We start from the raw sequence: 21871 nt of genomic DNA, 5'->3' as shown, positions 1-21871 counted from the left end.
TTTTGCAAGGTATTTTTTCTTTTTTAGAAAGACAGATTATTGGATTACTGATTAGTAAATCGTATTGCTTTTTAGATACATCAGTTCTTTTTTCTCGTCTGTTTTTATTTTATATTCCAGTTATATATAATAAAAAAGCACAACCGGAAAGTTGTGCTTTTTATATTGTGTTGTTTGGATTTTACAATCCGAACATTTTTGCAAAAAAATCTGGGAAAACTCCAAGGATAACAATTAAAACAATAACAACTACTCCAATGATATTGTAAGTAAGTGTTACTTTTTCTGATGATTTGAATGTTGATTCTTTAAAGAAGAACATCGCGATAATCAGTCTTAAATAGTAAGCGATAGATAGGGCAGAACCTAACACAGCTACCAATACTAAGAAAGCTGCACCATTCATTGCCTGGGAGAATAAAGCAAATTTCCCCATGAAACCAGCTGTTAGCGGAACTCCAGCCATTGAAAGCATGGAGATTGTTGCAGCTGTAGCTAATAAAGGTTCAGTTTTTGCCAATCCTTTGAATGCTCCGAAAGAAGTTTCTCTCTTTAATTTCTCTACCCAGATCAGACACATGAAAACACCTACTGTAGATAAAGAATAAGCAAATAAATAGAACGCCAGGTTATAAGTAGAAAGGCTTGTCATTCCGAAGAATACCAATCCGATATATCCTGCGTGAGAAACTGAAGAGTATGCCAACATTCTTTTTGCATTTGTCTGAGCAAGACCCATAACGTTTGCCAAAAGTAATGTAATGATTAAGAATACTCCTAAAACGTTGATCCACTCATGAGTCACTCCAGTGAAACCAAGCGTCATCAATCTGAATAGGGCAAAGAATCCTGAAATTTTCACCACACTTGCCATGAAAGCTGTGATTAATGATGGAGAACCTGCATATACATCAGGACTCCACATGTGGAAAGGTGCTAAAGCTACTTTGAATGCCAATGCACAAAGAATCAGTAATACTCCTAAGATGAACATTACATTCCCTGAATTGGCTACTCCAAAATCATGAATCTTATAAAGATCAAAACTTCCTGCACTTCCATAGATGAACGCAATTCCGAACAGTAAGAAACCTGTTGCAAATGCACCCATAAGGAAATATTTAATAGAAGCTTCGTTGGATCTAAGATCAGTTTTGTTAGCTCCAGCCATCACATATAATGGAATAGAAAGGATTTCAACTCCTAAGAACATCGTCACTAAGTTCTGATATCCGAAAAGGATAATCCCTCCACATAATGCGAATAGCATCAATGCATATAATTCTGACTGGTGGCTTCTGTGATTGCTGAACGCAAAACCTCCCAGGAAGAATAATAATAAAGTTGTTACGATTGATATTTTAGTGAATAATGCGGTATTGTCACTGTACTCGTACATATGCTTGTAATGGTCGAAGAACGAACATTCCGGCATAAAACTTACATACAATGCAATGATTAATCCCAAAATCCCAATGTATCTTGCGAATTTTCCTTGTTCAAAAACTCCTGAAAATAACGCAATAACTGCCGTTAGGAAAACAATAATTAAAACACTCATCTCTTAAAATATCAAATTAACTTACCATTGATTGGTAGATAAACTTCACCGAACTACTCACCATGTCGATTACCGGTTGTGGGAAAATACCTAGTAAAATCACAAAAACCGCTAAACTTGCCAATACAGAAAATTCTACTCCTGATAAATCTTTTGCTGTACTTAAAACTGCTTCATCTCCTTCTCCAAACATTGCTTTTCCGTAGAATCTCAATAAATACACAGCACAAAGAATTACCGTAAGACCAGCAATTACTGCTGCTGTTCCATTAAAATCATATACTGATTTCAACAAAATAAATTCCCCGATGAATCCATTCGTTAATGGAACTCCCATTGAACCTAATATAATGATCAGGAACAACACCGCAAACTTAGGCGCTACTTTAGCTAAACCACCCATTTGTCTGATGTCTCTTGATTTAAATCTCTTATATAGAATATCACAACAGTAGAATAAACCTACTACGTTGATACCGTGAGCGAAAGTCTGTACCAAAGCTCCTTCAGCTCCTTCCACATTGAAAGTTCCTCTAAGAGTAACTACTGCAGAAGCGAAGATCCCTGCTACCATCAATCCTACGTGAGAGAAAGATGAATACGCAATGATTCTCTTCATATCCGTCTGGATAATAGCGATCAAAGCACCATGAACAATTCCTACAATGGCAAGAATAATTACGATCTGTCCAGAAATCCCTGCTATCGGAAGCGGAGTAATTGGAAGCAAATAACGCATTACCCCATATACTGCCATCTTCAGCATAATCCCGGATAATAACATGGATCCCTGAGTAGGAGAGTAAGTATAGGTATCAGGCTGCCATGTATGGAAAGGGAATACCGGTAATTTCACTGCAAAAGCAAAGAAAATAAACCAGAATACCACAGTCTGTTGCACTTCGTTCAGCTGGGCATTATATAAATCTGTTAAAGCGAATGATGCAGAGTGATTGTACACATAGATCAATCCGGCTAACATAAATAATGATCCAACGAATGTATATACGAAGAATTTCGTCGTGAACTCAAACCTTTTATTCTCTTGTCCCCAAAGTCCGGCAATGAACCAAATTGGAATCAAAGTTACTTCCCAGAAAATGTAGAATAACAATCCGTCTAAAGAAGTGAATACTCCCACAAGACCAAACTGCATCAACAGAATCAATCCGTAGAATGTATTTCTGTAGTTTACACTTTCATTGAAAGATGATAAAATAATGATTGGAGCCAGAATATTGGTCAATACTAAAAGAAGCATGCTCATCCCATCGATACCGAAGTGAAGAGAACTTTTAATGAATTGAGACCAAGGATAAGTGATTTCGTACTGAAGCTTACTGTCTACTGTCGGTCCAAAATTGAAATCCGAAAGCATGTAGAACGTAAGGAGCATCTGTACCAATGCAATTCCAAGCGCCAAATATTTGCTGGAATTACTCTTCCATGCAAAAACTAATCCCGAACCTACTAGAGGTAAAAGTAATAATGTTAATAATAAACAAGACATTATTATTGTAATAAAAAGTTAACAATTAATATAATTCCCACAGCTAAAGACATGATAAGGATATATGTCTCTACATTTCCGTTCTGTACACGCTTCATAGCTTTTCCGCTGTCTTCAGCACCATCACCTACAAAGTTTACAAAACGGTCTAAGATACCCTTATCAAACATTTTTCCTCCGCGTCCTAATCCTTCAACAGTTTTTACAATCAATGCGTTGTAAAGTTCGTCAACGTATAATTTCTTAGCAGAAAGTTTCTCCCATCCGGTATAGCTTTCCTCTGCAACAGCCATCTTTTTCTTTTTCACGTAAGTGTTTCTAACGATGAACCAAACAGAGAAGAACATCAGAATTGTTGCTGCTAATAATATCATTTCAGTATTGAAAGGTACTCCTGAAAGAGTAGCTTCCATTTGGCTGTAGCTTTGTTCTGTAAGAACCGGCTTTAACCATTCCATCAGTTTAGCATAGTGCCCGTGACCGATGAAGTGTGGCAGGTTGATAAAACCTCCGATTACAGAAAGGATAGCCAATACGATCAATGGTAATGTCATATTAGACGGGCTTTCATGTAAGTGGTGTTTTTGTTCTTCAGTACCTCTGAATTCTCCGTCGAATGTCAGATAATACAGTCTGAACATATAGGTTGCAGTCATTGCCGCTAAAACAAATAAGATCACCCAGTAAACAGGGTTTTTAGCGAAAGCTGCTACTAAAATTTCGTCTTTAGAGATCATCCCTGATAATAAAGGGAAACCTGAGATGGCTAATGTTCCGATAAGGAATGTAGCGTGGGTAAGAGGAATATATTTTTTAAGACCTCCCATGAAACGCATATCCTGTTCGTTGCTCATAGCGTGGATTACAGAACCTGCACCTAAGAATAACAATGCTTTAAAGAATGCGTGTGTCATTACGTGGAACATTGCTGTTGTATAGGCTCCAAGACCTAAAGCGATGAACATAAATCCAAGTTGTGAAACGGTAGAGTATGCTAATACTTTTTTGATGTCGTTCTGACGTAGTGCATAGAATCCTGCCAAAGCAGCCGTTAAGAATCCGATTAATAGAATTCCTCCCTGTACTGTTGGAGCTAAAGTAAATAAGAAGTTGGATCTTACTACCAAATAGATACCAGCAGTTACCATCGTTGCTGCGTGAATTAACGCAGAAACAGGAGTTGGTCCGGCCATCGCATCCGGTAACCATGTATATAATGGAACCTGAGCAGATTTACCGGTAGCACCAATAAATAAACTCGCTGTGATAAAGATAATCACTGTTCCGTCTAATTCAAATTTTGAAGCATTTTCTGCTACAGAAAGATAATCTACAGCATTGGTTTGAGAAGCAATCATGAAGATACCGATCAATAACGCAAGGTCACCAATTCTGTTCATGATGAAAGCTTTTCTTGCTGCTTTACCGTATTCTTCGTTGGTATACCAGAATCCGATTAACAGGTAAGAACAAAGACCTACACCTTCCCATCCGATGAATAGAATAAGGTAGTTGCTTCCCATTACTAAAAGTAACATGGAGAAGATGAAAAGATTCAGGTAAGTAAAAAACTTGTAGAATCCTTTATCATGACTCATATATCCGATAGAGTATAAGTGGATCAGTGAACCGATACCCGTAATGATCATTACCATCATTAATGAAAGCTGATCAATCTGGAATCCAAAATTGATTTGAACACCATTTACTCTAAACCATTCAAAAGCTTTTACAATTACAGGCTGGCTTTCAGAATTGAAATTCATGAAAAGACTTACCGCAATACAGAAAGATCCGAATACAGCTGCAGTAGCCAAAGATCCTACGAATATTTTTGGAAGATTTTTTCCGAATAGCCCGTTAATAAGAAACCCTAAAAGTGGTAAAAGTACTATTGCATATACTAGATTCTCCATTCTTATCCTCTTAATTTATTAAATATACTCACATCTACAGAACGGGTATTTCTATATAGCATAGCAATAATTGCCAGACCTACCGCTACTTCCGCAGCTGCTACCACCATAATGAAGAAAACTAAAAGTTGTCCGTCGCCGTTGCCTTTATACGCTGAAAAAGCTGCCAATAAAAGGTTTACAGAATTCAGCATAAGCTCTACACAGCCCAGAATCACAATAGCATTTTTTCTAAGCAATACTCCCATTACTCCCAAGCAGAACAATACTGAGGAAAGAATGACGAAGTATTCCAAAGGGACGCTTTGTATAAATGTATTTACTTCTCCCATAATTTTATAAATCTTTTTTACCGATTAATACCGCGCCTACAATACCTGCCAAAATTAGGATGGAAGCAAGCTCAAACGGTAAAACATATTCATTAAACAAAAGTCTACCCAGATTTTTTGTAAGACCCACTCCTCTGTCTACATTTTCAACAACTATGTGGTTATCTTTTATTCCTCTGAAAACCCCTAATACTCCTACTAAAAGAATACCTGCTGTAAAAACTCCAACAAATTTTAAAGTATTGTTCTTCTTACTTTCGTCTCCTTTATTAAGGTTAAGCATCATTAAGATGTAAAGGAAAAGTACCATGATGGCACCTGCGTACACTATGATCTGGATAATTGCAAGGAACTGTGCATTGAGAAGAATGTACATTCCGGCAATTGAAAACATCGTAACAATCAATGACAAAATAGCATATAAAGGATTTCTTGCAAATACAAAATATACAGCACTTGCCACTGCTAAAAACGCCACCAAGAAAAATAAAAACTGATCCATTATTTTACCGCATTTTTTTGTTTCTCGGATTGTCTTGTTGTGATATCAATCCTTTCATTTATTTTTTCAACTAATTTATCTTTTCCGTAAATGAAAGAACCTCTGTTGGTTTCCACGTCTACCAATCTGTCTGTAAGATAGATGGCAGATTTAGGACAAGCTTCTTCACACATACCGCAGAAAATACATCTTAGCATATTGATTTCATATACTGAAGCGTACTTTTCTTCTCTGTAAAGACCTTTTTCCTCTTTAGTTCTTTCAGCAGCAGTCATTGTAATGGCTTCTGCAGGACAAGCTACCGCACAAAGTCCACAAGCTGTACATCTTTCTCTGCCTTCTTCGTCTCTTTTCAAAACGTGCTGGCCTCTCCAGATGGTGGTTCTTGGTTTCTGTACTTCCGGATACGAATATACTGCGGGAGCACCCTTTATCACGGTTCTTACAGCATGCTTAAATGTAATCCCCATCCCTGTAAAGATGGCAGGAAGGTAGATTTTTTCAGCAAGGGTCATTTCTTTATTGGAAACAACTTTTGATCTGTTTGTAAGTTTCATTTAATTATAGATATTAGATGTTAGACATTAGATTTTAGACTAATCTTGTCTGTTATCTTAATTATTTAATATTGATGATTGAATATGATACGCTAAAGATAAAACTTTGATTTCATTATCAAATTTTCAAATCAGCTCATTTTCAAATTTCTTAGTTTGCAAATGCTAAAATTACAGCTCCTGTAATTAATAGGTTTACCAATGCCATTGGGATTAATGTTTTCCATCCTAAGTGCATTAACTGGTCATATCTGAATCTAGGTAGCGTCCATCTGATCCACATGAAGATCAGAATTCCGATTACTGTTTTTGTAAGGAATGCTACAACGCTCAAGATTCCTGCAGCATTTTCACCCCAGTTCTGAGTTACCCATTCAATACCAGGATAGTTATAGCCTCCGAAGAAAAGAACGACCATAAAAGCATTGGAAATAAACATGTTCACATATTCTCCAAACATATATAACCCTAATTTCATGGAAGAGTATTCTGTAGAATATCCTGTTACCAATTCAGATTCACATTCAGGTAAATCGAACGGGTGTCTGTTGGTTTCTGCTAATGCAGCTACAAAGAAAACAAGGAATGCAATCGGCTGGTAGAAAATATTCCAGTTCAATCCTGAAACCCAAGGAATAACGCCCCATAATTTTCCGGTAGTCTGACTTTCAGTGATTTCTTTTAAATCTAAACTTCCTGTCATCATGATGATAGAAAGAAGTGCTAATCCCATCGCCAATTCGTAAGAAATCATCTGAGAAGAAGCACGGATAGCACCTAGTAATGAATATTTGTTATTCGAAGCCCAACCTCCGATCATGATTCCGTAAACTCCGATGGAAGCCATACCGATGATGAAAAGTACACCAACATCAATGTTTGCTACCTGAAGATCAAAAGAAGTACCTGCAATATTTAAACTTTTACCCCAAGGAATTACAGCTCCTGTAATCAATGAAATAAACATTACCAAAGCTGGTCCTAATACGAAAAGAAACCTTTCTGCATTAGCAGGGGTGAAGTCTTCTTTAAAGAAAAACTTTCCACCGTCAGCAAGAGGCTGCAGTAATCCGAAAGGTCCGGCTCTGTTGGGACCAATTCTATCCTGCATGATAGAGGCAACTTTTCTTTCTGCCCATGTAGAGTAGGCTGCAATCGTTAGCGATAGCAGGAAAAGTGCTAATACAAGTATAAGTTTAAATGTAAGTAAATCCATTTTTTTATTGCAAAGATTTTTAGATGTGAGATGTCAGATACTAGATATGAGGTTAAGTCTGATGTCTTGTGTCTGAAATCTAATTGTCTTTATTAAAATTATTTTTCGTCTTTTTCACTGATTTCTTTAGCCATTGGATTGTCTAAAACTCTTAGCTCATCCTTTGGTTTTTCGTAGTGGTTCAATGAAATTACAGAATGTCTGTCGATATGTCTAGGACCTTCGATATTCCAGTCTGATAATGCTTTTCTTTCGAAACGGCATGTATCACAGATGAATTCTTCTACTTCACCCCACTGGTCTTTTCTTGCAGTTACTCTTACAATTTCGTCACCCTTCATCCATACTAAAGCTTTTCCTGAACATTTGTCACATTTACAAGAAGCGTTCATAGGTTTTGTAAACCATACTCTGCTTGCAAAACGAGCTGTTCTGTCTGTTAATGCTCCTACAGGACAAACGTCGATAACGTTTCCAATGAAGTCATTGTCTAAAGCTTTATTTAAATAGGTTGAAATTTCCGCGTGATCTCCTCTGAAAAGAATACCGTGTTCTCTTGTTTCTGTAAGCTGGTTAGCTGTCAGTACGCATCTTGCACAAAGAATACAACGGTTCATATTTAATTTGATGTTGGGTCCAAGATCATCAGCTTCGTAAGTATTTCTTTCGAATTCTGTTCTTGTACTGTCTACACCATGCTCATACCCTAAGTCTTGAAGATGACATTCTCCGGCCTGATCACAGACAGGGCAGTCCAGCGGGTGATTTACCAATAAGAATTCGGTAACCGCTTTTCTTCCTTCCTGAGCTTTCTCAGAAGTAAGATTTTTTACTTCCATACCGTCCATTACATTAGTTCTGCAGCTTGCTACTAATTTTGGCATAGGGCGCGGATCTGCTTCAGATCCTTTAGAAACTTCTACCAGACAAGTTCTACATCTACCCCCACTGGTTTCTAGTTTACTGTAGTAACACATTGCAGGAGGTACAGATTTTCCACCGATTTGTCTAGCAGCTTCCAAGATAGAAGTACCAGGCAGAACTTCGGTAGTCTGTCCGTCTATAGTTATTGTGAATTTTTTAACTTCTTCGCTCATATTGTATGCTTTAAGCTTTATGCATTAAGCAATAGGCTTTGTTATTTATATTTCTTAGTATTAAATGTATATCCAATTCCTGCAAGGACCTGTCCGAAAACGAAATCCTGTTGGGCCTTGTCCGGCTTGTTATTCAATGTAGTTTTAATATCCCACATATTGATATAACCTGCTTTTCCTTCTAATCTTACCATTACGTGATCCCAAAGAACAAGGTTAAGACTGGCTCTTAAGTCGGTTCCAAGACCTGCTACGTGAAAACGGTCACTTCTTTCATTTCCAAAAAGCTTTACATTACTTTTCGGGAACATGAATCCGATTCCGGCTCCATAAGACCAAACCAAGTCAACATTTTTTTTGTTGATAAGATTCTGATATCTTTCAAGACCTAAGTTTTCATAGTTAAGTCCATCTGTATGTTCAAAAGTAAGGAACTTCTCATCTGCCAGGTTTACCTGTCCGTTCTGTACCATTCCGGCATATTCAGGATCTGAAATATGACCTTTAAAATTAACTGTCTGGTTTTGATCCATCACATATTTCATGTGGTCAATCCCTAAAACTAAAGCTAAATTATCTTTAATAAAATAACCTGCTCTAAAGTTGTACTGAACTACAGTAAACCATCCCGGGTTGATATAAACAATACCAAACTTGGTAGGTCTGTCCTGTGCAGATACATTATTCAGCTGAAAATCATAGCCATTTCCTGTGAAACGGATATCAGAATTACTGAACGCTGCTCTGTTCCATCCAAAGAAAACGAACATTTGCCCCTTTTTGCTTAAAGGTTCAGGCTTCTTTCTGGAAACCAATGCTCCTTTATCTGAACTTCTATCTATTAAAGTATCCTTTTCTTTATTTTGTCCGAAAACAAAACTCGACATCATTAAGCCGACAACCAACAATTTTTTCATGTTACCTATGCATTCTTTTCTACAGCAGGGATAGGATCCGCATAATGTGCCAATCCATAATTTTGTGTCTGAGACAATTCTGGGTTTTTGATATGCCACTCAAATTCATCTCTGAAGTGACGGATTGCTGCTGCAACCGGCCAAGCTGCTGCATCACCCAATGGACAAATTGTATTTCCTTCGATTTTTCTCTGGATATCCCAAAGCAGATCGATATCTTCCATTTTTCCTTCTCCTTTCTCGATTTTCTTTAAAATCTTGTACATCCATCCTGTTCCTTCACGGCAAGGAGTACATTGTCCGCAGCTTTCGTGGTTGTAGAATCTTGCCAAAGTCATGGTGTGATCTACAATACACTGGTCTTCATCCAAAACGATGAAACCTCCTGAACCCATCATAGTTCCGGTAGCAAAACCACCATCTGCCAATGATTCATAGTTCATATATCTTGGCTCTCCGTTCACGGTTCTCAGCAATAGATTTGCAGGAACAATCGGAACAGAACTTCCTCCAGGAATACAAGCCTTTAATTTTTTACCGTCTTTAATACCACCACAATATTCATCAGAGTAGATAAATTCTTCCACCGTGATCGTCATATCGATCTCGTATACACCAGGTTTGTTGATATTTCCACAAGCAGAAATCAATTTCGTTCCTGTAGATCTTCCAACACCTATTTTAGCATACTCAGCACCTGTAATATCAATGATTGGAACGATTGCCGCAATAGATTCAACGTTATTTACTACCGTTGGTCTTTCCCATAGCCCTTTTACAGCCGGGAATGGCGGTTTTAATCTTGGGTTACCTCTTTTTCCTTCAAGGGATTCCAGCAATGCAGTTTCTTCACCGCAGATGTATGCTCCACCACCTCTCTGTACATAGATTTCACAGTCGAAACCAGTTCCTAAAATATTTTTACCTAAAAATCCTGCTGCTTTAGCTTCTTCAATGGCTTCTTCAAGGATATCCGGAATCCATGAATATTCTCCACGGATGTAGATATAAGAAGTATTGGAACCTAAACAGTAAGAAGAAATTAGCATTCCTTCGATCAATAAATGAGGAAGGAACTCCATCAGATATCTGTCCTTGAATGTTCCAGGCTCAGATTCATCCGCATTCACAACAAGGTGTCTTGGAACGCCTTCCGGCTTTGCCAAAAAGCTCCATTTCATTCCTGTTGGGAATCCAGCTCCACCACGACCTCTCAGTCCTGAAGCTTTTACTTCTTCAAGAATTTCGTCAGGAGTCATCTTCAAGGCTTTTTCAGCTGCTGTATAACCTCCCTGTTTACGGTACGTTTCAAAGTAGCGAATACCTTCTATATGTGCGTCTTTAAGTAAAAGTTTTTTACTCATTGTTTATTATGCTTTTAGCTATAGGCTTTTGACTTCTAGCTTTTTATAATTATTAAAAAAATTAACTAAGTTTAAATCCAAAATTCAACATCAAGGATTCAAAATTTTTATTAGTCTAAAGCAACTTGTCCCTGTCTGCAAAGATCAAGGATTTCATCTACTTTTTCTATCGTTAAATTTTCATGAAAGAATTTTCCAAGCTGCAGCATTGGTGCATATCCGCATGCTCCAAGACATTCAGCTGGCTTTAATGTAAACATACCGTCTTCAGTAGTTTCTCCGTCTTTAATGTTCAGTTTGGTTCTGATATGATCCAGAATTTTTTCGCTTCCACAAACCATACAAGGTCCTGTTCTGCAAACTTCCAACACATATTTACCTACCGGCTTCATATTGAACATGGTATAGAAAGTAGCCACTTCATATACTTCGATCGGCTGGATACTCAATAATCCTGCAACATAATCCATCACAGGAACATCTAACCATCCTCCGAATTCTTTCTGTGCCAGGTGAAGTACAGGAAGAAGAGCAGATTTCTGTCTTCCTTCAGGATATCTTGCGATAATTTTGTGTACCTGTGCTAAACTTTCCGGTTTAAAAGCTATTGTTTCGCTCATTTTTTATCTAAGATTTCAGATGCCAGATTTCAGACATCAGATTTTAAATTTATATATAAAGCGAAGAGTCTAACATCTGAAATCTGATGTCTGACATCTTCTTTTTTATGCGTCTAATTCTCCCGCAATAATATTCATGCTACACATCGTTACAATGGCATCTGAGATTACAGAACCTGTAATCATTTCAGGATATGCCTGATAGTAGATGAAACATGGTCTTCTGAAGTGAAGTCTGTAAGGGGCTCTTCCTCCATCACTTACAAGATAGAAACCTAATTCTCCGTTTCCTCCTTCTACAGCATGATATACTTCTCCTTTCGGTACATCAGTTTCTCCCATTACGATTTTGAAATGGTAGATCAATGCTTCCATTTTTTGATATACATCTGCCTTTTCAGGAAGATAAAAATCAGGAACATCCGCATGGAATGGTCCTTCCGGAAGATTTTCGTATGCTTGTTTGATAATTTTAAGTGATTCCCAGATTTCCTGTTGACGAACCATGAAACGGTCGTAAGTATCTCCTGAAGTTCCTACAGGAATAATGAAGTCGAAATCTTCGTATGAGGAATAAGGCTGTGCAACTCTTACATCGTAATCTACTCCTGCTGCACGTAAGTTGGGACCTGTGAAACCATAGCTTAAAGCTCTTTCGGCAGAAATAGCTCCTGTCCCGATGGTTCTGTCCATAAAAATTCTGTTTCTTTCTAATAAAGTACCGAATTCTTTAAACCTTGCCGGGAAAGTATTTAAGAAATCTTTTAATAACTCATGAAACTTAGGAGTGAAATCTCTTTCAAATCCTCCGATTCTTCCCATATTGGTCGTCATTCTGGCTCCGCAGATCTGCTCATACATGTCATAAATACGTTCTCTTTCGATGAACATATAAGTAAGACCTGTAATAGCTCCTGAGTCCATTCCGGTTACTCCGTTACAGATCAGGTGGTCACCGATTCTGGCAAGCTCCATCAAGATAACACGCATATAGTCTACACGTTTTGGGACTTTTACGCCAATCAGCTTTTCTACTGTCATGTGCCAACCTAAGTTATTGATGGGTGCAGAACAGTAATTCATACGGTCTGTAAGGGTAGTGATCTGAGAGTAGTTTCTTCTTTCAGAAATTTTCTCAAATGCTCTGTGGATATATCCTACTGTTTGCTCTGCATGAAGAATTCTTTCTCCGTCCATCGTTAAGATATTCTGGAAAATCCCGTGAGTAGCAGGGTGGGTAGGTCCTAGATTCAGGGTATATAATTGTCCGTCAATCTGTTCCTTACTTTCGTACTGGTTTAGTATATTAGATAATGAGTTATCTTTCATAAGTATTATAATTGATAATTGATAGTTGATAATCGATAATCATTTATCTATCATCATTTATCATTTATATTTTATTTTTATCTTCCGAACATGCTATCGTTCTTGTCGGTTCTTGTACCGTCTTCAAGGCGATATTCCTTTAACATTGGGTGGTATCCTAGATCTTCCATATTCAAAATAGGTCTCAGATCCGGGTGTCCTTTAAATTTAATCCCATAAAAATCATACGTTTCTCTTTCCATCCAGTTAGCTCCCACATATAGCTCCACAAGAGAGTCTACTTCAATGTTTTCTCTGGACATAAAGATTTTCAGACGTAATCTGAAATTGGCCATCATATTATGCAAATGGTAGACAACACCAATTTCCTTTTCAGGGAATTCAGGATAATGAATACCACAGATATCCGTAAGGAAGTTAAATTCCAGTGATGAATCTTTCAGATAGTGAATAATTTTCTTAATATCATCTTTCTTCACTTCAATCGTCAGCATTCCATAAGGTTCTGAGCTTGAAATGACAGATTCCGGAAATTCTCTTGTGATGGCTTCTAATACAAATTCGTTTGTCATTCCCGTTTAGTTGCTTATGTTGTAAGAATCTAATAATTTCTGATATTCAGGCATATCTCTTCTTCTGATGCTTTCGCTTTCTGCAAGAGCCTGTACCTGCATTACGCCTTCAATGATCTGTTCAGGTCTTGGAGGACATCCGGGAACATATACGTCTACCGGAATAATTTTATCAATTCCCTGAAGTACAGAATACGTATCAAAAATACCACCGCTGGAAGCACAAGCTCCAACTGCTACCACCCATTTCGGCTCAGCCATCTGAGTGTACACTTCTTTCAGGACAGGTCCCAATTTCTTTGATATAGTTCCGCAAACCATCAGCATATCTGCTTGTCTTGGAGAGAAAGAGTTTCTTTCCATACCAAATCTTGAAGCATCATAAGTTGGGTTCAGGGTAGCCATAAACTCAATACCACAACAAGAGGTTGCAAATGGTAATGGCCAAAGTGAAAACTTTCTTGCCATCCCGATTACACTGCTCAGTTTTGTTGCGAAAAACCCTTCTCCTTCATATCCTTCGGGAGCAGGTGCATCTGTTCTTATTACTGGTTTTTTATCTGACATTTTCTTTTGTTAAATATTTAAAGACTAAAGCATTAAAATTCAATCATTGGTCATTTTAACGATTAAACTGTTCAATCTTTTAATGTTAAAATTTATTTATCCCAATCCAGCGCACCGCGTTTCCAGACATAGAAAAACGCCACGAAGAATATCGCAACGAATGTAAGTACAGCAAGGAATCCTTCCATACCAAATTCTCTGAAATTTACAGCGTAAGGATAAAAGAATACGATTTCAATATCGAATAGGACAAACAATACCGCAGTCAGGAAGTACTTGATAGAAAACGGTGTTCTCGCATTTCCTTCTACAGGAACTCCACATTCCCAGCTTTGGTTTTTTACAGAGTCTCCTTTTTTCTGTTGTGGACCCAAGAAATGTGCCCCAAGCAAAGAAACAGCTACAAATCCTACTGCTACACCAGCCTGGATAAGGATTGGAATATAACTTTCAGGTAAATTCATTTTTGCATTATTATCTCAATTTGCAAATTTAGCGAATAAACAAGAAAGCATGAAATTAATCAGCTTAAAAGTGGGATGAAAATGAGTTAAATCGGTAATTTAGAATCAATAAAAATTAGCATTTTGTCATTGTTTTTTAAACATATTTTTCCCCATTTTTTGTAGTAAGTACAGAGGAAAATGCTTAATGAAGTTCAATCAGGATGCTTGTGATTTCTTTAATAAGGGAAGGTTTTGATTATTATAAGACTTGTAAACGGCCATTTTCTTAGTTATTTCTTCATTTTTTTTAAAAGGATATAAGCCATAAATGAAATATAACCAAAAAGAATACTGGCAAAGGTAATATTGATTACCGTATTTGTTCTGTCATCCGGTGATTGGAAAAAGAGGTTGTAACTGATAAATCCAACGATTAAAATGGCAAAAATGATGAGTTGTGGTTTCATAAAGTTCAAAGTTTAGATTTGTAGGATTGCTTTTATATTGTATAAATGCAATATTACTTGTTCACCTCCATTGAGTATGTTCTTCTTCTCTTATGGTTCACAGGGTTGTAATCCTGCCAAAGAACCTGAACGCTTTTGTTTTCTTCCAGTTCAGGGTTGGTTTCCGCAAAATCAATTCCCATGCTGGTAAACCTTACAAAAATTTCTTTAAAAATAATAGCTGTCACTCCACGTCTCTGATATTCCGGATGAATACCGATAAGATAAAAATTGGCACGGTCATTCTTTTTCCCTGCCTGTAAAAAATGCCACCATCCGAATGGAAATAATTTCCCTTTTGATTTCTGTAGAGCTTTGGAATAGGAAGGCATTGTGATAGCAAACGAAACCAGTTGCTGGTTTTCATCTACAACACAGATTACATAATTTTTATTGATGAAAGGAAAATACTTTTCTCTGTATGTTTTAATCTGCTCATCTGAAATAGGAGTATAAGTAGAAAGATGTTTATAAGTTTCATCTAAAAGCTTAAACATTGGCTCCACATAAGGAAGAATTTCTTCTTTTGATTTGAAGTTAAGAACACTTAGTTTGTATTTTTGAGCAATCAGGCCGCTGAACTTTTCAACTTTTTCCGGGAGTACTTTTGGAAAATTCATTTCATATTCAACCCATTCTTTTTCTTTGGTTAAACCTAAATTTTCAAGATGTTTTGGATAATATTCATGATTGTAGATTCCAATCATCGTTGCCAGTTTATCGAATCCCATTGTCAGCATACCTGCTTTGTCCAGATTGGTGAAACCCATGGGGCCTTCAATTTTGTCAATATCATGTTCTTTGGCGTAATCCTTTGCTACTTGAATTAAAGCTTTAGAAACTTCTGTATCGTCGATAAAGTCTATCCATCCAAAACGGACTTTTTTAATTCCTAGCTCTCTTTCTTCTTTATGATTAATGATTACCGCAATTCTGCCCACCACCTTATTGTCTTTTGTTGCCAAAAACTGTTTGGATTCCGAATATTGTAAAGCCGGATTTTCTTTAGGATCCCAGATTTTCATTTCGTCTTTTATAAAGGATGGGACATAGTACGGATTATTTTTGTACAAATCCATCGGGAATTTTACGAATTGCTTGAGTTGATCGGCTGTTTTTACTTCAATAATTGAAACCTTAGACATAACTTTTGATGGTAATTTAGTGACAAATATAAATAATATTATCTTATACTTTGGCACAGTTTTTACATCATTATGGGTAAAAAGTAAACACAAAATTTATAAAAAATGATAGGTTATTATATCATTATTGGTATTTCGATGCTGGTGAGCTGGTGGGTTTCGTCCAGGTTGAAATCTAAATTTGAATATTATTCCAATGTACACCTTCGAAATGGACTTTCGGGGAAAGAAGTAGCAGAAAAAATGTTGAGAGACAACGGGATCAATGATGTTCAGGTAATTTCAGTTCCCGGTCAGTTGACGGACCACTATAATCCGGCAGATAAAACAGTTAACCTTTCTGAAGGAGTTTATATGCAGAGAAACGCAGCAGCAGCGGCAGTTGCAGCTCACGAGTGTGGGCACGCAGTACAACATGCGGTAGGATATTCTATGTTGAATTTACGTTCGAAACTGGTTCCTATTGTTAATATAAGTTCTAACCTGATGCAGTTTGTCCTTATTGCGGGGATCGCAGTAATGGCAGCGTCAAGAACAATTGAGAATCCGAATGGAAATACTACAGTTCTTGCCATCGGGGTAGCCATGTTCGCAATGACAACACTTTTTGCTTTTGTAACGCTTCCAGTGGAGTATGATGCAAGTAACAGAGCTATGAAATGGCTTAAAGATACTGGAACTGTAACTGCGGAAGAGTTTGTAGGCGTACAGGACAGCTTAAAATGGGCAGCAAGAACGTATGTTGTTGCAGCTTTAGGTTCACTGGCACAGCTTCTCTACTGGGGATCTTTGCTTCTTGGTGGAAGAAGGGATTAATCATTAAATTCAAATGAAACATATTGCATCTCGGAGAGTTTTTCCGAGATGTTTTCTTTTTGTGCAAGCTTCAAAGATGCAGTAAGAATGCAGTTTTCATTCGCATCGAAATTCACAACCCTAGCATCAAATTTTGAAAGCAGGGTGAAGATGGTGTTTTGTTGATTGAAGTTAAACTGAATTTCAACTTCAGTTTCCAGTTCTCTGGTAATGATATCAGCTTCTTCCAGTGTGATTTTTGCAGATTCCTTATAAGCCTTTACCAATCCTGAAACCCCCAGCTTGGTTCCACCATAATAACGGACGACAATAACAAGAATATTTGTGATTTCATGAGCCAGCAGTTGGTTATAAATAGGTAATCCAGCACTTCCGGAAGGTTCACCGTCATCATTGGCACGATAGTTTTCGCCATTTAAACCCATTCTGAAGGCATAGCAGTGGTGGGTAGCCTTTGGATGTTCTTCTCTCACTTTCTCCAGTGCACCCTTTAATTCTTTTTCATTGGTAACCGGGTAAGCAAATCCGATAAACTTGCTTCCTTTTTCTTTTAAAAGAGTATTTTCTATGGGTTTTTCTATGGTTTTGTATTCAAACGTCATTGGAGTTCCTGCTTTGTTTATGCAAAAATATTAAATGCTTTACTATTCTGCATCATAATCATAAATTAAGCCGTCAAATTTTGACGGCTTATCTTTTTTAATGTAAAATTAATCTCTTACATTACTTCTCCGCACAGATCCATTGGGATCAGGCACATATAGCTTGTTGGACCGCAGAAATCCTGAGGGCATCTGTCTCTACATCTTGTAGGCTCACCATTAGGCAGTGTACAGGTTACAAAAATACCTCCTTTGATGGTTTTCATATTGGCTCGGGATACTTTTTTCAAATTTTTCATGATAATATTTTATTTGATTAATTTGGTAATATTAACATGGGAATGTTCCATCTGCCCAAGGTGGTGGACAGCTCATGCTGGATGGTGTTGCGCAGCAGTGCTGTAATGAAGGTGGATAAAATGAACAGCATTCAGGAGCATTTCCTCCATTTACTTTTTTTAAGTTCTGTCTTGAAACTTTCTTTAAATTTTTCATGGTTTTAATTTTTTTTGAAAAACTAATGTAAAGAAATTATTTCATTTGACGGTGATAAAATGGTTTTATTTTGCTCTAAAGAATGAAATTGTATTGTCTCTGAATGTTTCAGTTTTAATAGCTGTATGATTAAATTCCGGTGCTTTTGTTCCGTTTTCGAGCATTAGATTTTCATTTTTAATGACAATGGCTTCATCCCAAAGCGAAGCATTGATAAACTGCTGAAGGGTAAAACGCCCCCCTTCAATAATGACAGACTGTATCTGTTCTTTATACAAAGCTTCCTTAAGTTCGGGCAGGAAGTTATTCTTATCGATTTTAATGAATTGAATATGTTCTTCGGTGCCTTCCTTCACAGAATCTAAAACCAAAGTTTTTGCTTCAGTATTGTAAATATTAAAATGAGAAGGAACTTTTAAATCAAAATCGATTAGAATTCTGACAGGGTTTACTCCTTCGATATTTCTTACCGTAAGGCTTGGATTGTCATGTAAAGCGGTTTGGGTTCCTACTAAAATAGCATGCTCGTCAGCTCTTAATTGATGAACAAACTGATTCACTAATGTATTGGAAACTGCGGTTGGTTTAAAATCTTTGTCAAGAAAACCATCGCCGGATTCTGCCCATTTTAAAATAATATAAGGTCTTTTCTTTTCATGATACGTGAAAAACCTTTTGTTCAATTCAATACATTCTTTTTCAAGAATTCCTGAAATGGCTTGAATTCCTGCATCCTGAATAATTTTCTTTCCTTTTCCATTCACTTTATCGTGGGAATCCATGGCGCCAATAACTACTTTTTTAAAGCCTAATTCTTTAATCTTTAAAGCACAAGGCGGTGTTTTCCCATAGTGGGCACATGGTTCCAAAGACACGTAGATTGTAGATTCCGGAATAAGGTCTTTATTTTTAACGGAATGGATGGCATTAATCTCTGCATGATTTTCTCCTGCTTTATGATGGTATCCTTCACCAATAATTTCTCCATTGTGTACGATTACACTTCCTACAAGAGGGTTGGGGTAGGTGTGGCCAAGGGCTTTTTGAGCCAGTTCGATACATCTTTTGATATAAAGTTCGTCGTTGTTCATATTGTATAAAAAGAAAAAGCGAAGACAAATTGCTTTGCTCCGCCTTTATTTATTTTGTTATGCATTAATCTCCGCTGATAATATTGTGGAGATTTTGTTTTAATGTTTCCAGATGAGCTTTTTTCTCATCAATGGTATTGTAAGTATCTCTTAAAAGAGGGTTTTCTCTTGATGGTTTATTGAAGAAAGCAAGGTTGTTTTCCAGTTTTACGATTTCTGCTTCAAGATCAGAGATTTGATTTTTGATCTTTCTTGCTTTATCGGTAAGCTGGTTTTCAGACAGACCTTCTTCTTTCAGTTCAAGTTCATTGATCTTGTTTATTTTCAATTTCTCTCTTAATGTCTTGTTGAATTCAGAGTTGATTGAAATTTTATCTCTCGGAACTTTACCGATATTATTCCAAGAAGTTTTGATCTGCTCAATTTTTTCGATACTGCCTTCTTCATTAGAAACTTCTTTCAGTTCATCAAGAAGGGCTTTTTTGTTTTTATAGTTTTCCTTCCAGTTGTCGGTAGAAGTATTGCTTTTCTCTCTGTAATTGTTGAAGAAAGCATTACAAGCATCACGGAATTCATCCCAGATTTTATTAGTCATGCTCTTTGGAACATGGCCTATTTTTTTCCAGTCTTCCTGTAGTTTTTTGAATAGAGGAACGGCAATATCCCATTCTTCGTTGTTCATATTATCCTGTGCAGTCTGGATCAGTTTCAATTTTTCTTCAAGATTTGCCTGCTGAGATCCTTTCAACGATTTGTAATAGTTGTTTTTCGTTGTATTGAAACCTCTCAGGGTCGTTTTGAAATCATTCCAGTTTTGATTGGACAATTTTCTTGGTACACTTCCGGTTTTTAAGAATTCAGAACGCAGATCTTCAACTCTTTTAATCGCATTTTGCCAGTAGTTATGATTAGGAGTTTCTGATGGCTCAGAAAGTTTCTTGATTTCAGCAATGATCTCATTTTTCTTTTCAAGGTTTACACCCTGTTCTTTTTCAATAGATGCGGAAAGTTCAGATTTTCTTTCGTGAATTTTGTTTGAAATCTCTTTGAATTCCTCCCATGTTTTCTCACGGAATTCTTCTGCTACAGGCTCAGCTTCTTCTTTCCAAAGTTTATGAAGGTACTGAAGCTCATTTAAAGCTTTCTGAATCACCAGTTCATTTTCCAGTTCTTTAGCACGGGCAATGATATGCTCTCTTTTTTCAAGATTGTGGCTGTACTCTTGCTCCAGGAATTCTTTGTTTAGATCCAACATCTGATAAAATTGATTCAGGTGGTGGAAATAATTATTGTTAAGAATTTTGAATTCAGACTTTGCCACCTGTCCGGCTTTTGACCATTCTTCTTTAATTTCCCGGATGGATTTGAAAAGATTGATTCCAGGTTCGGAACTTGTGTATAGATTTTTAAGTCTTTCGATAATACTTTGACGGTGCTCAAGGTTTTTCTTCTGCTCTTCTTCCTGTCCTTTCTGGAAGTCGTCATGTTTTTCCCTGAAAATATTAACCAAAGCAGAATATTTAGTTTGAGAAGGATGCTCATAGCTGAAACTTTCAACAGGGTTTCCTCCTTCTACATATTCATGTTTTTTATCTTCCACTTCATCATGAATATAATGACTTGCTTTCTCTTTCAGCTGGCTGAATCTTTTGAAGTTTTCACCTGCGTTGGGAGTGTTGATGATTTTTTCCATTTCCTTTAAAGCATCAGCAAGGGAAATTTGTTCTTCTTCATGTTCTTCCAGGTGTTCTGCATCATCTTCATGTTGGTTTGCATCATGAGAAACTGCGTTTTCTGATGGGTCCTGAGATACTTCGTTAGGAATTTTCTTTTCTTCGTTTTCAGAAAGATTGTTTTCTGTAGTCATAGCAAATCTTTTATGTGAGTGGCGTTAATATCCTTTATATATAGCTTTAAGGCCAATTAAAGTACTAATTTATGTTATTTTTTTTGAAAATTCCAAATTTCCCAAGCTTTTTCTGCTTGCTGTTCAAGCATATAATATCCGTTGACTGTTTTTGCTCCTTTTTCAGAGGCATTGATGATGAATTGGGTGTAATTGGGATTGTAAATCAGATCAATAACCAAATGCTCAGGGGAAAGTCCGTCAAAAGGAAAATTCAGACACTCTTTAACATTTGGAAAAGTACCTACAGGTGTACATTGAATGATTATCTTATGTTCTGCAACAGTTTCTTTATCCAGGTTTTCAAAGTTGATTTCAGTACTCCTGGAAATAGTTACACACGGAATGTTGTTTTTATCTAAAGCATATTTGACTGCTTTTGCAGCACCGCCGTTTCCCAGAATAAGTGCCTTGTCTTGTGAAGGTGTTTTGTGCAAAAGCAAGGTCTTTTCAAATCCGAAAGCATCGGTATTATAACCTGTTTTTTTGCCATTCTGGATAAGAACACAATTCACAGCACCTATTTTTTCTGCTTCATCGCTTAGTTCATCAAGATAATCAATTATTTTCTCTTTATAAGGAATGGTAACATTGAATCCTAGAAGTTCCGGAGAAGAAAAAAGGTTTTCCACTTCATTGATTTCTTTCAGATCAAAAATATCGTAAGAGAAGTTTTTCAGCATAAGCTTTTGAAACTTATTTTCGAAGAATTTTTTAGAAAAAGAATAAGAAATATTTCGTCCTATCAATCCTAATTTTTTATTGGAATCCATAGATCAAAAATAAAAAAAAAGACCGGATAAA

At 36.8% G+C, this 21871-nt stretch carries 24 protein-coding genes; 1 reads left to right on the top strand and 23 read right to left on the bottom strand.

All coding sequences use genetic code 11. The annotated features are described in order from the left end of the window. Nucleotides 1-181: 181 nt before the first annotated feature. The 17 genes from ACM6F9_RS20060 to ACM6F9_RS19980 all read right to left on the bottom strand — a co-directional run bounded on the left by ACM6F9_RS20060 (nucleotide 182) and on the right by ACM6F9_RS19980 (nucleotide 16157). Nucleotides 182-1561, bottom strand: coding sequence for an NADH-quinone oxidoreductase subunit N (locus ACM6F9_RS20060; protein ID WP_414847313.1), 1380 nt, complete (start codon nucleotides 1559-1561; stop codon nucleotides 182-184). 16 nt (nucleotides 1562-1577) lie between these two features. Next, nucleotides 1578-3071 (bottom strand): complex I subunit 4 family protein, encoded by a 1494-nt coding sequence (locus ACM6F9_RS20055; RefSeq protein ID WP_414847312.1) that lies wholly within the window; start codon nucleotides 3069-3071, stop codon nucleotides 1578-1580. A gap of 2 nt (nucleotides 3072-3073) precedes the next feature. Beyond that, nucleotides 3074-4987, bottom strand: a complete 1914-nt coding sequence (gene nuoL, locus ACM6F9_RS20050) for an NADH-quinone oxidoreductase subunit L (RefSeq protein ID WP_414847311.1) — start codon at nucleotides 4985-4987, stop codon at nucleotides 3074-3076. Between the two features lie 2 nt (nucleotides 4988-4989). Continuing rightward, nucleotides 4990-5319 carry an NADH-quinone oxidoreductase subunit NuoK gene (gene nuoK / locus ACM6F9_RS20045; protein ID WP_414847310.1) on the bottom strand — a complete coding sequence of 110 codons (330 nt, stop codon included), beginning with the start codon at nucleotides 5317-5319 and terminating at the stop codon, nucleotides 4990-4992. A 4-nt stretch (nucleotides 5320-5323) separates the two neighbouring features. Then, a complete protein-coding gene (locus ACM6F9_RS20040) occupies nucleotides 5324-5821 on the bottom strand; it encodes an NADH-quinone oxidoreductase subunit J (RefSeq protein WP_105703833.1) in 498 nt (165 codons plus the stop codon). Continuing rightward, nucleotides 5821-6378 (bottom strand): NuoI/complex I 23 kDa subunit family protein, encoded by a 558-nt coding sequence (locus ACM6F9_RS20035; RefSeq protein WP_040996950.1) that lies wholly within the window; start codon nucleotides 6376-6378, stop codon nucleotides 5821-5823. Before ACM6F9_RS20035 ends, ACM6F9_RS20040 begins: the two co-directional genes overlap by 1 nt. A gap of 151 nt (nucleotides 6379-6529) precedes the next feature. After that, nucleotides 6530-7594, bottom strand: a complete 1065-nt coding sequence (gene nuoH, locus ACM6F9_RS20030; protein WP_105703834.1) for an NADH-quinone oxidoreductase subunit NuoH — start codon at nucleotides 7592-7594, stop codon at nucleotides 6530-6532. Nucleotides 7595-7692: 98 nt separating this feature from the next. Continuing rightward, nucleotides 7693-8691 (bottom strand): 2Fe-2S iron-sulfur cluster-binding protein, encoded by a 999-nt coding sequence (locus ACM6F9_RS20025; RefSeq protein WP_105703835.1) that lies wholly within the window; start codon nucleotides 8689-8691, stop codon nucleotides 7693-7695. Nucleotides 8692-8732: 41 nt separating this feature from the next. Next, nucleotides 8733-9608 carry a hypothetical protein gene (locus ACM6F9_RS20020; protein WP_414847309.1) on the bottom strand — a complete coding sequence of 292 codons (876 nt, stop codon included), beginning with the start codon at nucleotides 9606-9608 and terminating at the stop codon, nucleotides 8733-8735. 5 nt (nucleotides 9609-9613) lie between these two features. Further along, nucleotides 9614-10972, bottom strand: a complete 1359-nt coding sequence (nuoF, locus tag ACM6F9_RS20015; protein ID WP_414847308.1) for an NADH-quinone oxidoreductase subunit NuoF — start codon at nucleotides 10970-10972, stop codon at nucleotides 9614-9616. Nucleotides 10973-11082: 110 nt separating this feature from the next. Beyond that, a complete protein-coding gene (gene nuoE / locus ACM6F9_RS20010; RefSeq protein WP_034693429.1) occupies nucleotides 11083-11592 on the bottom strand; it encodes a complex I 24 kDa subunit family protein in 510 nt (169 codons plus the stop codon). A gap of 105 nt (nucleotides 11593-11697) precedes the next feature. Then, nucleotides 11698-12921: an NADH dehydrogenase (quinone) subunit D gene (nuoD, locus tag ACM6F9_RS20005; protein WP_414847307.1), complete on the bottom strand. Its 1224-nt coding sequence runs from the start codon at nucleotides 12919-12921 to the stop codon at nucleotides 11698-11700. 77 nt (nucleotides 12922-12998) lie between these two features. Beyond that, nucleotides 12999-13493 (bottom strand): NADH-quinone oxidoreductase subunit C, encoded by a 495-nt coding sequence (locus ACM6F9_RS20000; RefSeq protein WP_414847306.1) that lies wholly within the window; start codon nucleotides 13491-13493, stop codon nucleotides 12999-13001. Nucleotides 13494-13499: 6 nt separating this feature from the next. Continuing rightward, nucleotides 13500-14060 (bottom strand): NADH-quinone oxidoreductase subunit B, encoded by a 561-nt coding sequence (locus ACM6F9_RS19995; protein ID WP_002983540.1) that lies wholly within the window; start codon nucleotides 14058-14060, stop codon nucleotides 13500-13502. 92 nt (nucleotides 14061-14152) lie between these two features. Then, nucleotides 14153-14524: an NADH-quinone oxidoreductase subunit A gene (locus tag ACM6F9_RS19990; protein WP_047428392.1), complete on the bottom strand. Its 372-nt coding sequence runs from the start codon at nucleotides 14522-14524 to the stop codon at nucleotides 14153-14155. Between the two features lie 272 nt (nucleotides 14525-14796). Then, nucleotides 14797-14973 (bottom strand): hypothetical protein, encoded by a 177-nt coding sequence (locus ACM6F9_RS19985; protein ID WP_165790554.1) that lies wholly within the window; start codon nucleotides 14971-14973, stop codon nucleotides 14797-14799. A gap of 53 nt (nucleotides 14974-15026) precedes the next feature. Beyond that, the gene (locus tag ACM6F9_RS19980) at nucleotides 15027-16157 is read right to left on the bottom strand and encodes a GTP cyclohydrolase (RefSeq protein WP_414847305.1); all 1131 of its coding nucleotides are present in this window, start codon (nucleotides 16155-16157) and stop codon (nucleotides 15027-15029) included. A 105-nt stretch (nucleotides 16158-16262) separates the two neighbouring features. Between ACM6F9_RS19980 and ACM6F9_RS19975 the strand changes: the two genes are divergently transcribed. After that, nucleotides 16263-16973: a zinc metallopeptidase gene (locus ACM6F9_RS19975; protein ID WP_185126212.1), complete on the top strand. Its 711-nt coding sequence runs from the start codon at nucleotides 16263-16265 to the stop codon at nucleotides 16971-16973. Here the strand turns inward: ACM6F9_RS19975 and ACM6F9_RS19970 are convergent. From ACM6F9_RS19970 to ACM6F9_RS19945, 6 genes are all read right to left on the bottom strand, one after another. After that, nucleotides 16970-17575 (bottom strand): IMPACT family protein, encoded by a 606-nt coding sequence (locus ACM6F9_RS19970; protein ID WP_414847304.1) that lies wholly within the window; start codon nucleotides 17573-17575, stop codon nucleotides 16970-16972. The two genes, ACM6F9_RS19975 and ACM6F9_RS19970, sit on opposite strands and share 4 nt — an antisense overlap. A 116-nt stretch (nucleotides 17576-17691) precedes the next feature. Beyond that, the gene (locus ACM6F9_RS19965; RefSeq protein ID WP_105703840.1) at nucleotides 17692-17874 is read right to left on the bottom strand and encodes a bacteriocin-like protein; all 183 of its coding nucleotides are present in this window, start codon (nucleotides 17872-17874) and stop codon (nucleotides 17692-17694) included. A 31-nt stretch (nucleotides 17875-17905) separates the two neighbouring features. Continuing rightward, the gene (locus tag ACM6F9_RS19960; protein ID WP_255813880.1) at nucleotides 17906-18070 is read right to left on the bottom strand and encodes a bacteriocin-like protein; all 165 of its coding nucleotides are present in this window, start codon (nucleotides 18068-18070) and stop codon (nucleotides 17906-17908) included. 65 nt (nucleotides 18071-18135) lie between these two features. Beyond that, a complete protein-coding gene (gene ribD, locus ACM6F9_RS19955; protein WP_414847303.1) occupies nucleotides 18136-19161 on the bottom strand; it encodes a bifunctional diaminohydroxyphosphoribosylaminopyrimidine deaminase/5-amino-6-(5-phosphoribosylamino)uracil reductase RibD in 1026 nt (341 codons plus the stop codon). 64 nt (nucleotides 19162-19225) lie between these two features. After that, complete coding sequence (locus tag ACM6F9_RS19950) at nucleotides 19226-21028, bottom strand: DUF349 domain-containing protein (RefSeq protein WP_414847302.1); 1803 nt, start codon at nucleotides 21026-21028, stop codon at nucleotides 19226-19228. 74 nt (nucleotides 21029-21102) lie between these two features. Further along, on the bottom strand, nucleotides 21103-21840 hold the full coding sequence (locus tag ACM6F9_RS19945) for a shikimate dehydrogenase family protein (protein WP_414847301.1): 738 nt from the start codon (nucleotides 21838-21840) through the stop codon (nucleotides 21103-21105). Between the last annotated feature and the right edge of the window lie 31 nt (nucleotides 21841-21871).

The organism is Chryseobacterium sp. IT-36CA2, from assembly GCF_949767875.1.
Taxonomy (GTDB): Bacteria; Bacteroidota; Bacteroidia; order Flavobacteriales; family Weeksellaceae; genus Chryseobacterium.
The sequence above is the reverse complement of the archived record's forward strand: the minus strand, read 5'-3'. Positions and strand labels throughout refer to the sequence as shown.

Excerpts from the sequence above, each read along its gene's own strand:
- ACM6F9_RS20060 (WP_414847313.1), bottom strand. The coding sequence starts at position 1,561 with ATGAGTGTTTTAATTATTGTTTTCCTAACGGCAGTTATTGCGTTATTT.
- ACM6F9_RS20055 (WP_414847312.1), bottom strand. The coding sequence starts at position 3,071 with ATGTCTTGTTTATTATTAACATTATTACTTTTACCTCTAGTAGGTTCG.
- nuoL (WP_414847311.1), bottom strand. The coding sequence starts at position 4,987 with ATGGAGAATCTAGTATATGCAATAGTACTTTTACCACTTTTAGGGTTT.
- nuoK (WP_414847310.1), bottom strand. The coding sequence starts at position 5,319 with ATGGGAGAAGTAAATACATTTATACAAAGCGTCCCTTTGGAATACTTC.
- ACM6F9_RS20040 (WP_105703833.1), bottom strand. The coding sequence starts at position 5,821 with ATGGATCAGTTTTTATTTTTCTTGGTGGCGTTTTTAGCAGTGGCAAGT.
- ACM6F9_RS20035 (WP_040996950.1), bottom strand. The coding sequence starts at position 6,378 with ATGAAACTTACAAACAGATCAAAAGTTGTTTCCAATAAAGAAATGACC.
- nuoH (WP_105703834.1), bottom strand. The coding sequence starts at position 7,594 with ATGGATTTACTTACATTTAAACTTATACTTGTATTAGCACTTTTCCTG.
- ACM6F9_RS20025 (WP_105703835.1), bottom strand. The coding sequence starts at position 8,691 with ATGAGCGAAGAAGTTAAAAAATTCACAATAACTATAGACGGACAGACT.
- ACM6F9_RS20020 (WP_414847309.1), bottom strand. The coding sequence starts at position 9,608 with ATGAAAAAATTGTTGGTTGTCGGCTTAATGATGTCGAGTTTTGTTTTC.
- nuoF (WP_414847308.1), bottom strand. The coding sequence starts at position 10,972 with ATGAGTAAAAAACTTTTACTTAAAGACGCACATATAGAAGGTATTCGC.
- nuoE (WP_034693429.1), bottom strand. The coding sequence starts at position 11,592 with ATGAGCGAAACAATAGCTTTTAAACCGGAAAGTTTAGCACAGGTACAC.
- nuoD (WP_414847307.1), bottom strand. The coding sequence starts at position 12,921 with ATGAAAGATAACTCATTATCTAATATACTAAACCAGTACGAAAGTAAG.
- ACM6F9_RS20000 (WP_414847306.1), bottom strand. The coding sequence starts at position 13,493 with ATGACAAACGAATTTGTATTAGAAGCCATCACAAGAGAATTTCCGGAA.
- ACM6F9_RS19995 (WP_002983540.1), bottom strand. The coding sequence starts at position 14,060 with ATGTCAGATAAAAAACCAGTAATAAGAACAGATGCACCTGCTCCCGAA.
- ACM6F9_RS19990 (WP_047428392.1), bottom strand. The coding sequence starts at position 14,524 with ATGAATTTACCTGAAAGTTATATTCCAATCCTTATCCAGGCTGGTGTA.
- ACM6F9_RS19985 (WP_165790554.1), bottom strand. The coding sequence starts at position 14,973 with ATGAAACCACAACTCATCATTTTTGCCATTTTAATCGTTGGATTTATC.
- ACM6F9_RS19980 (WP_414847305.1), bottom strand. The coding sequence starts at position 16,157 with ATGTCTAAGGTTTCAATTATTGAAGTAAAAACAGCCGATCAACTCAAG.
- ACM6F9_RS19975 (WP_185126212.1), top strand. The coding sequence starts at position 16,263 with ATGATAGGTTATTATATCATTATTGGTATTTCGATGCTGGTGAGCTGG.
- ACM6F9_RS19970 (WP_414847304.1), bottom strand. The coding sequence starts at position 17,575 with ATGACGTTTGAATACAAAACCATAGAAAAACCCATAGAAAATACTCTT.
- ACM6F9_RS19965 (WP_105703840.1), bottom strand. The coding sequence starts at position 17,874 with ATGAAAAATTTGAAAAAAGTATCCCGAGCCAATATGAAAACCATCAAA.
- ACM6F9_RS19960 (WP_255813880.1), bottom strand. The coding sequence starts at position 18,070 with ATGAAAAATTTAAAGAAAGTTTCAAGACAGAACTTAAAAAAAGTAAAT.
- ribD (WP_414847303.1), bottom strand. The coding sequence starts at position 19,161 with ATGAACAACGACGAACTTTATATCAAAAGATGTATCGAACTGGCTCAA.
- ACM6F9_RS19950 (WP_414847302.1), bottom strand. The coding sequence starts at position 21,028 with ATGACTACAGAAAACAATCTTTCTGAAAACGAAGAAAAGAAAATTCCT.
- ACM6F9_RS19945 (WP_414847301.1), bottom strand. The coding sequence starts at position 21,840 with ATGGATTCCAATAAAAAATTAGGATTGATAGGACGAAATATTTCTTAT.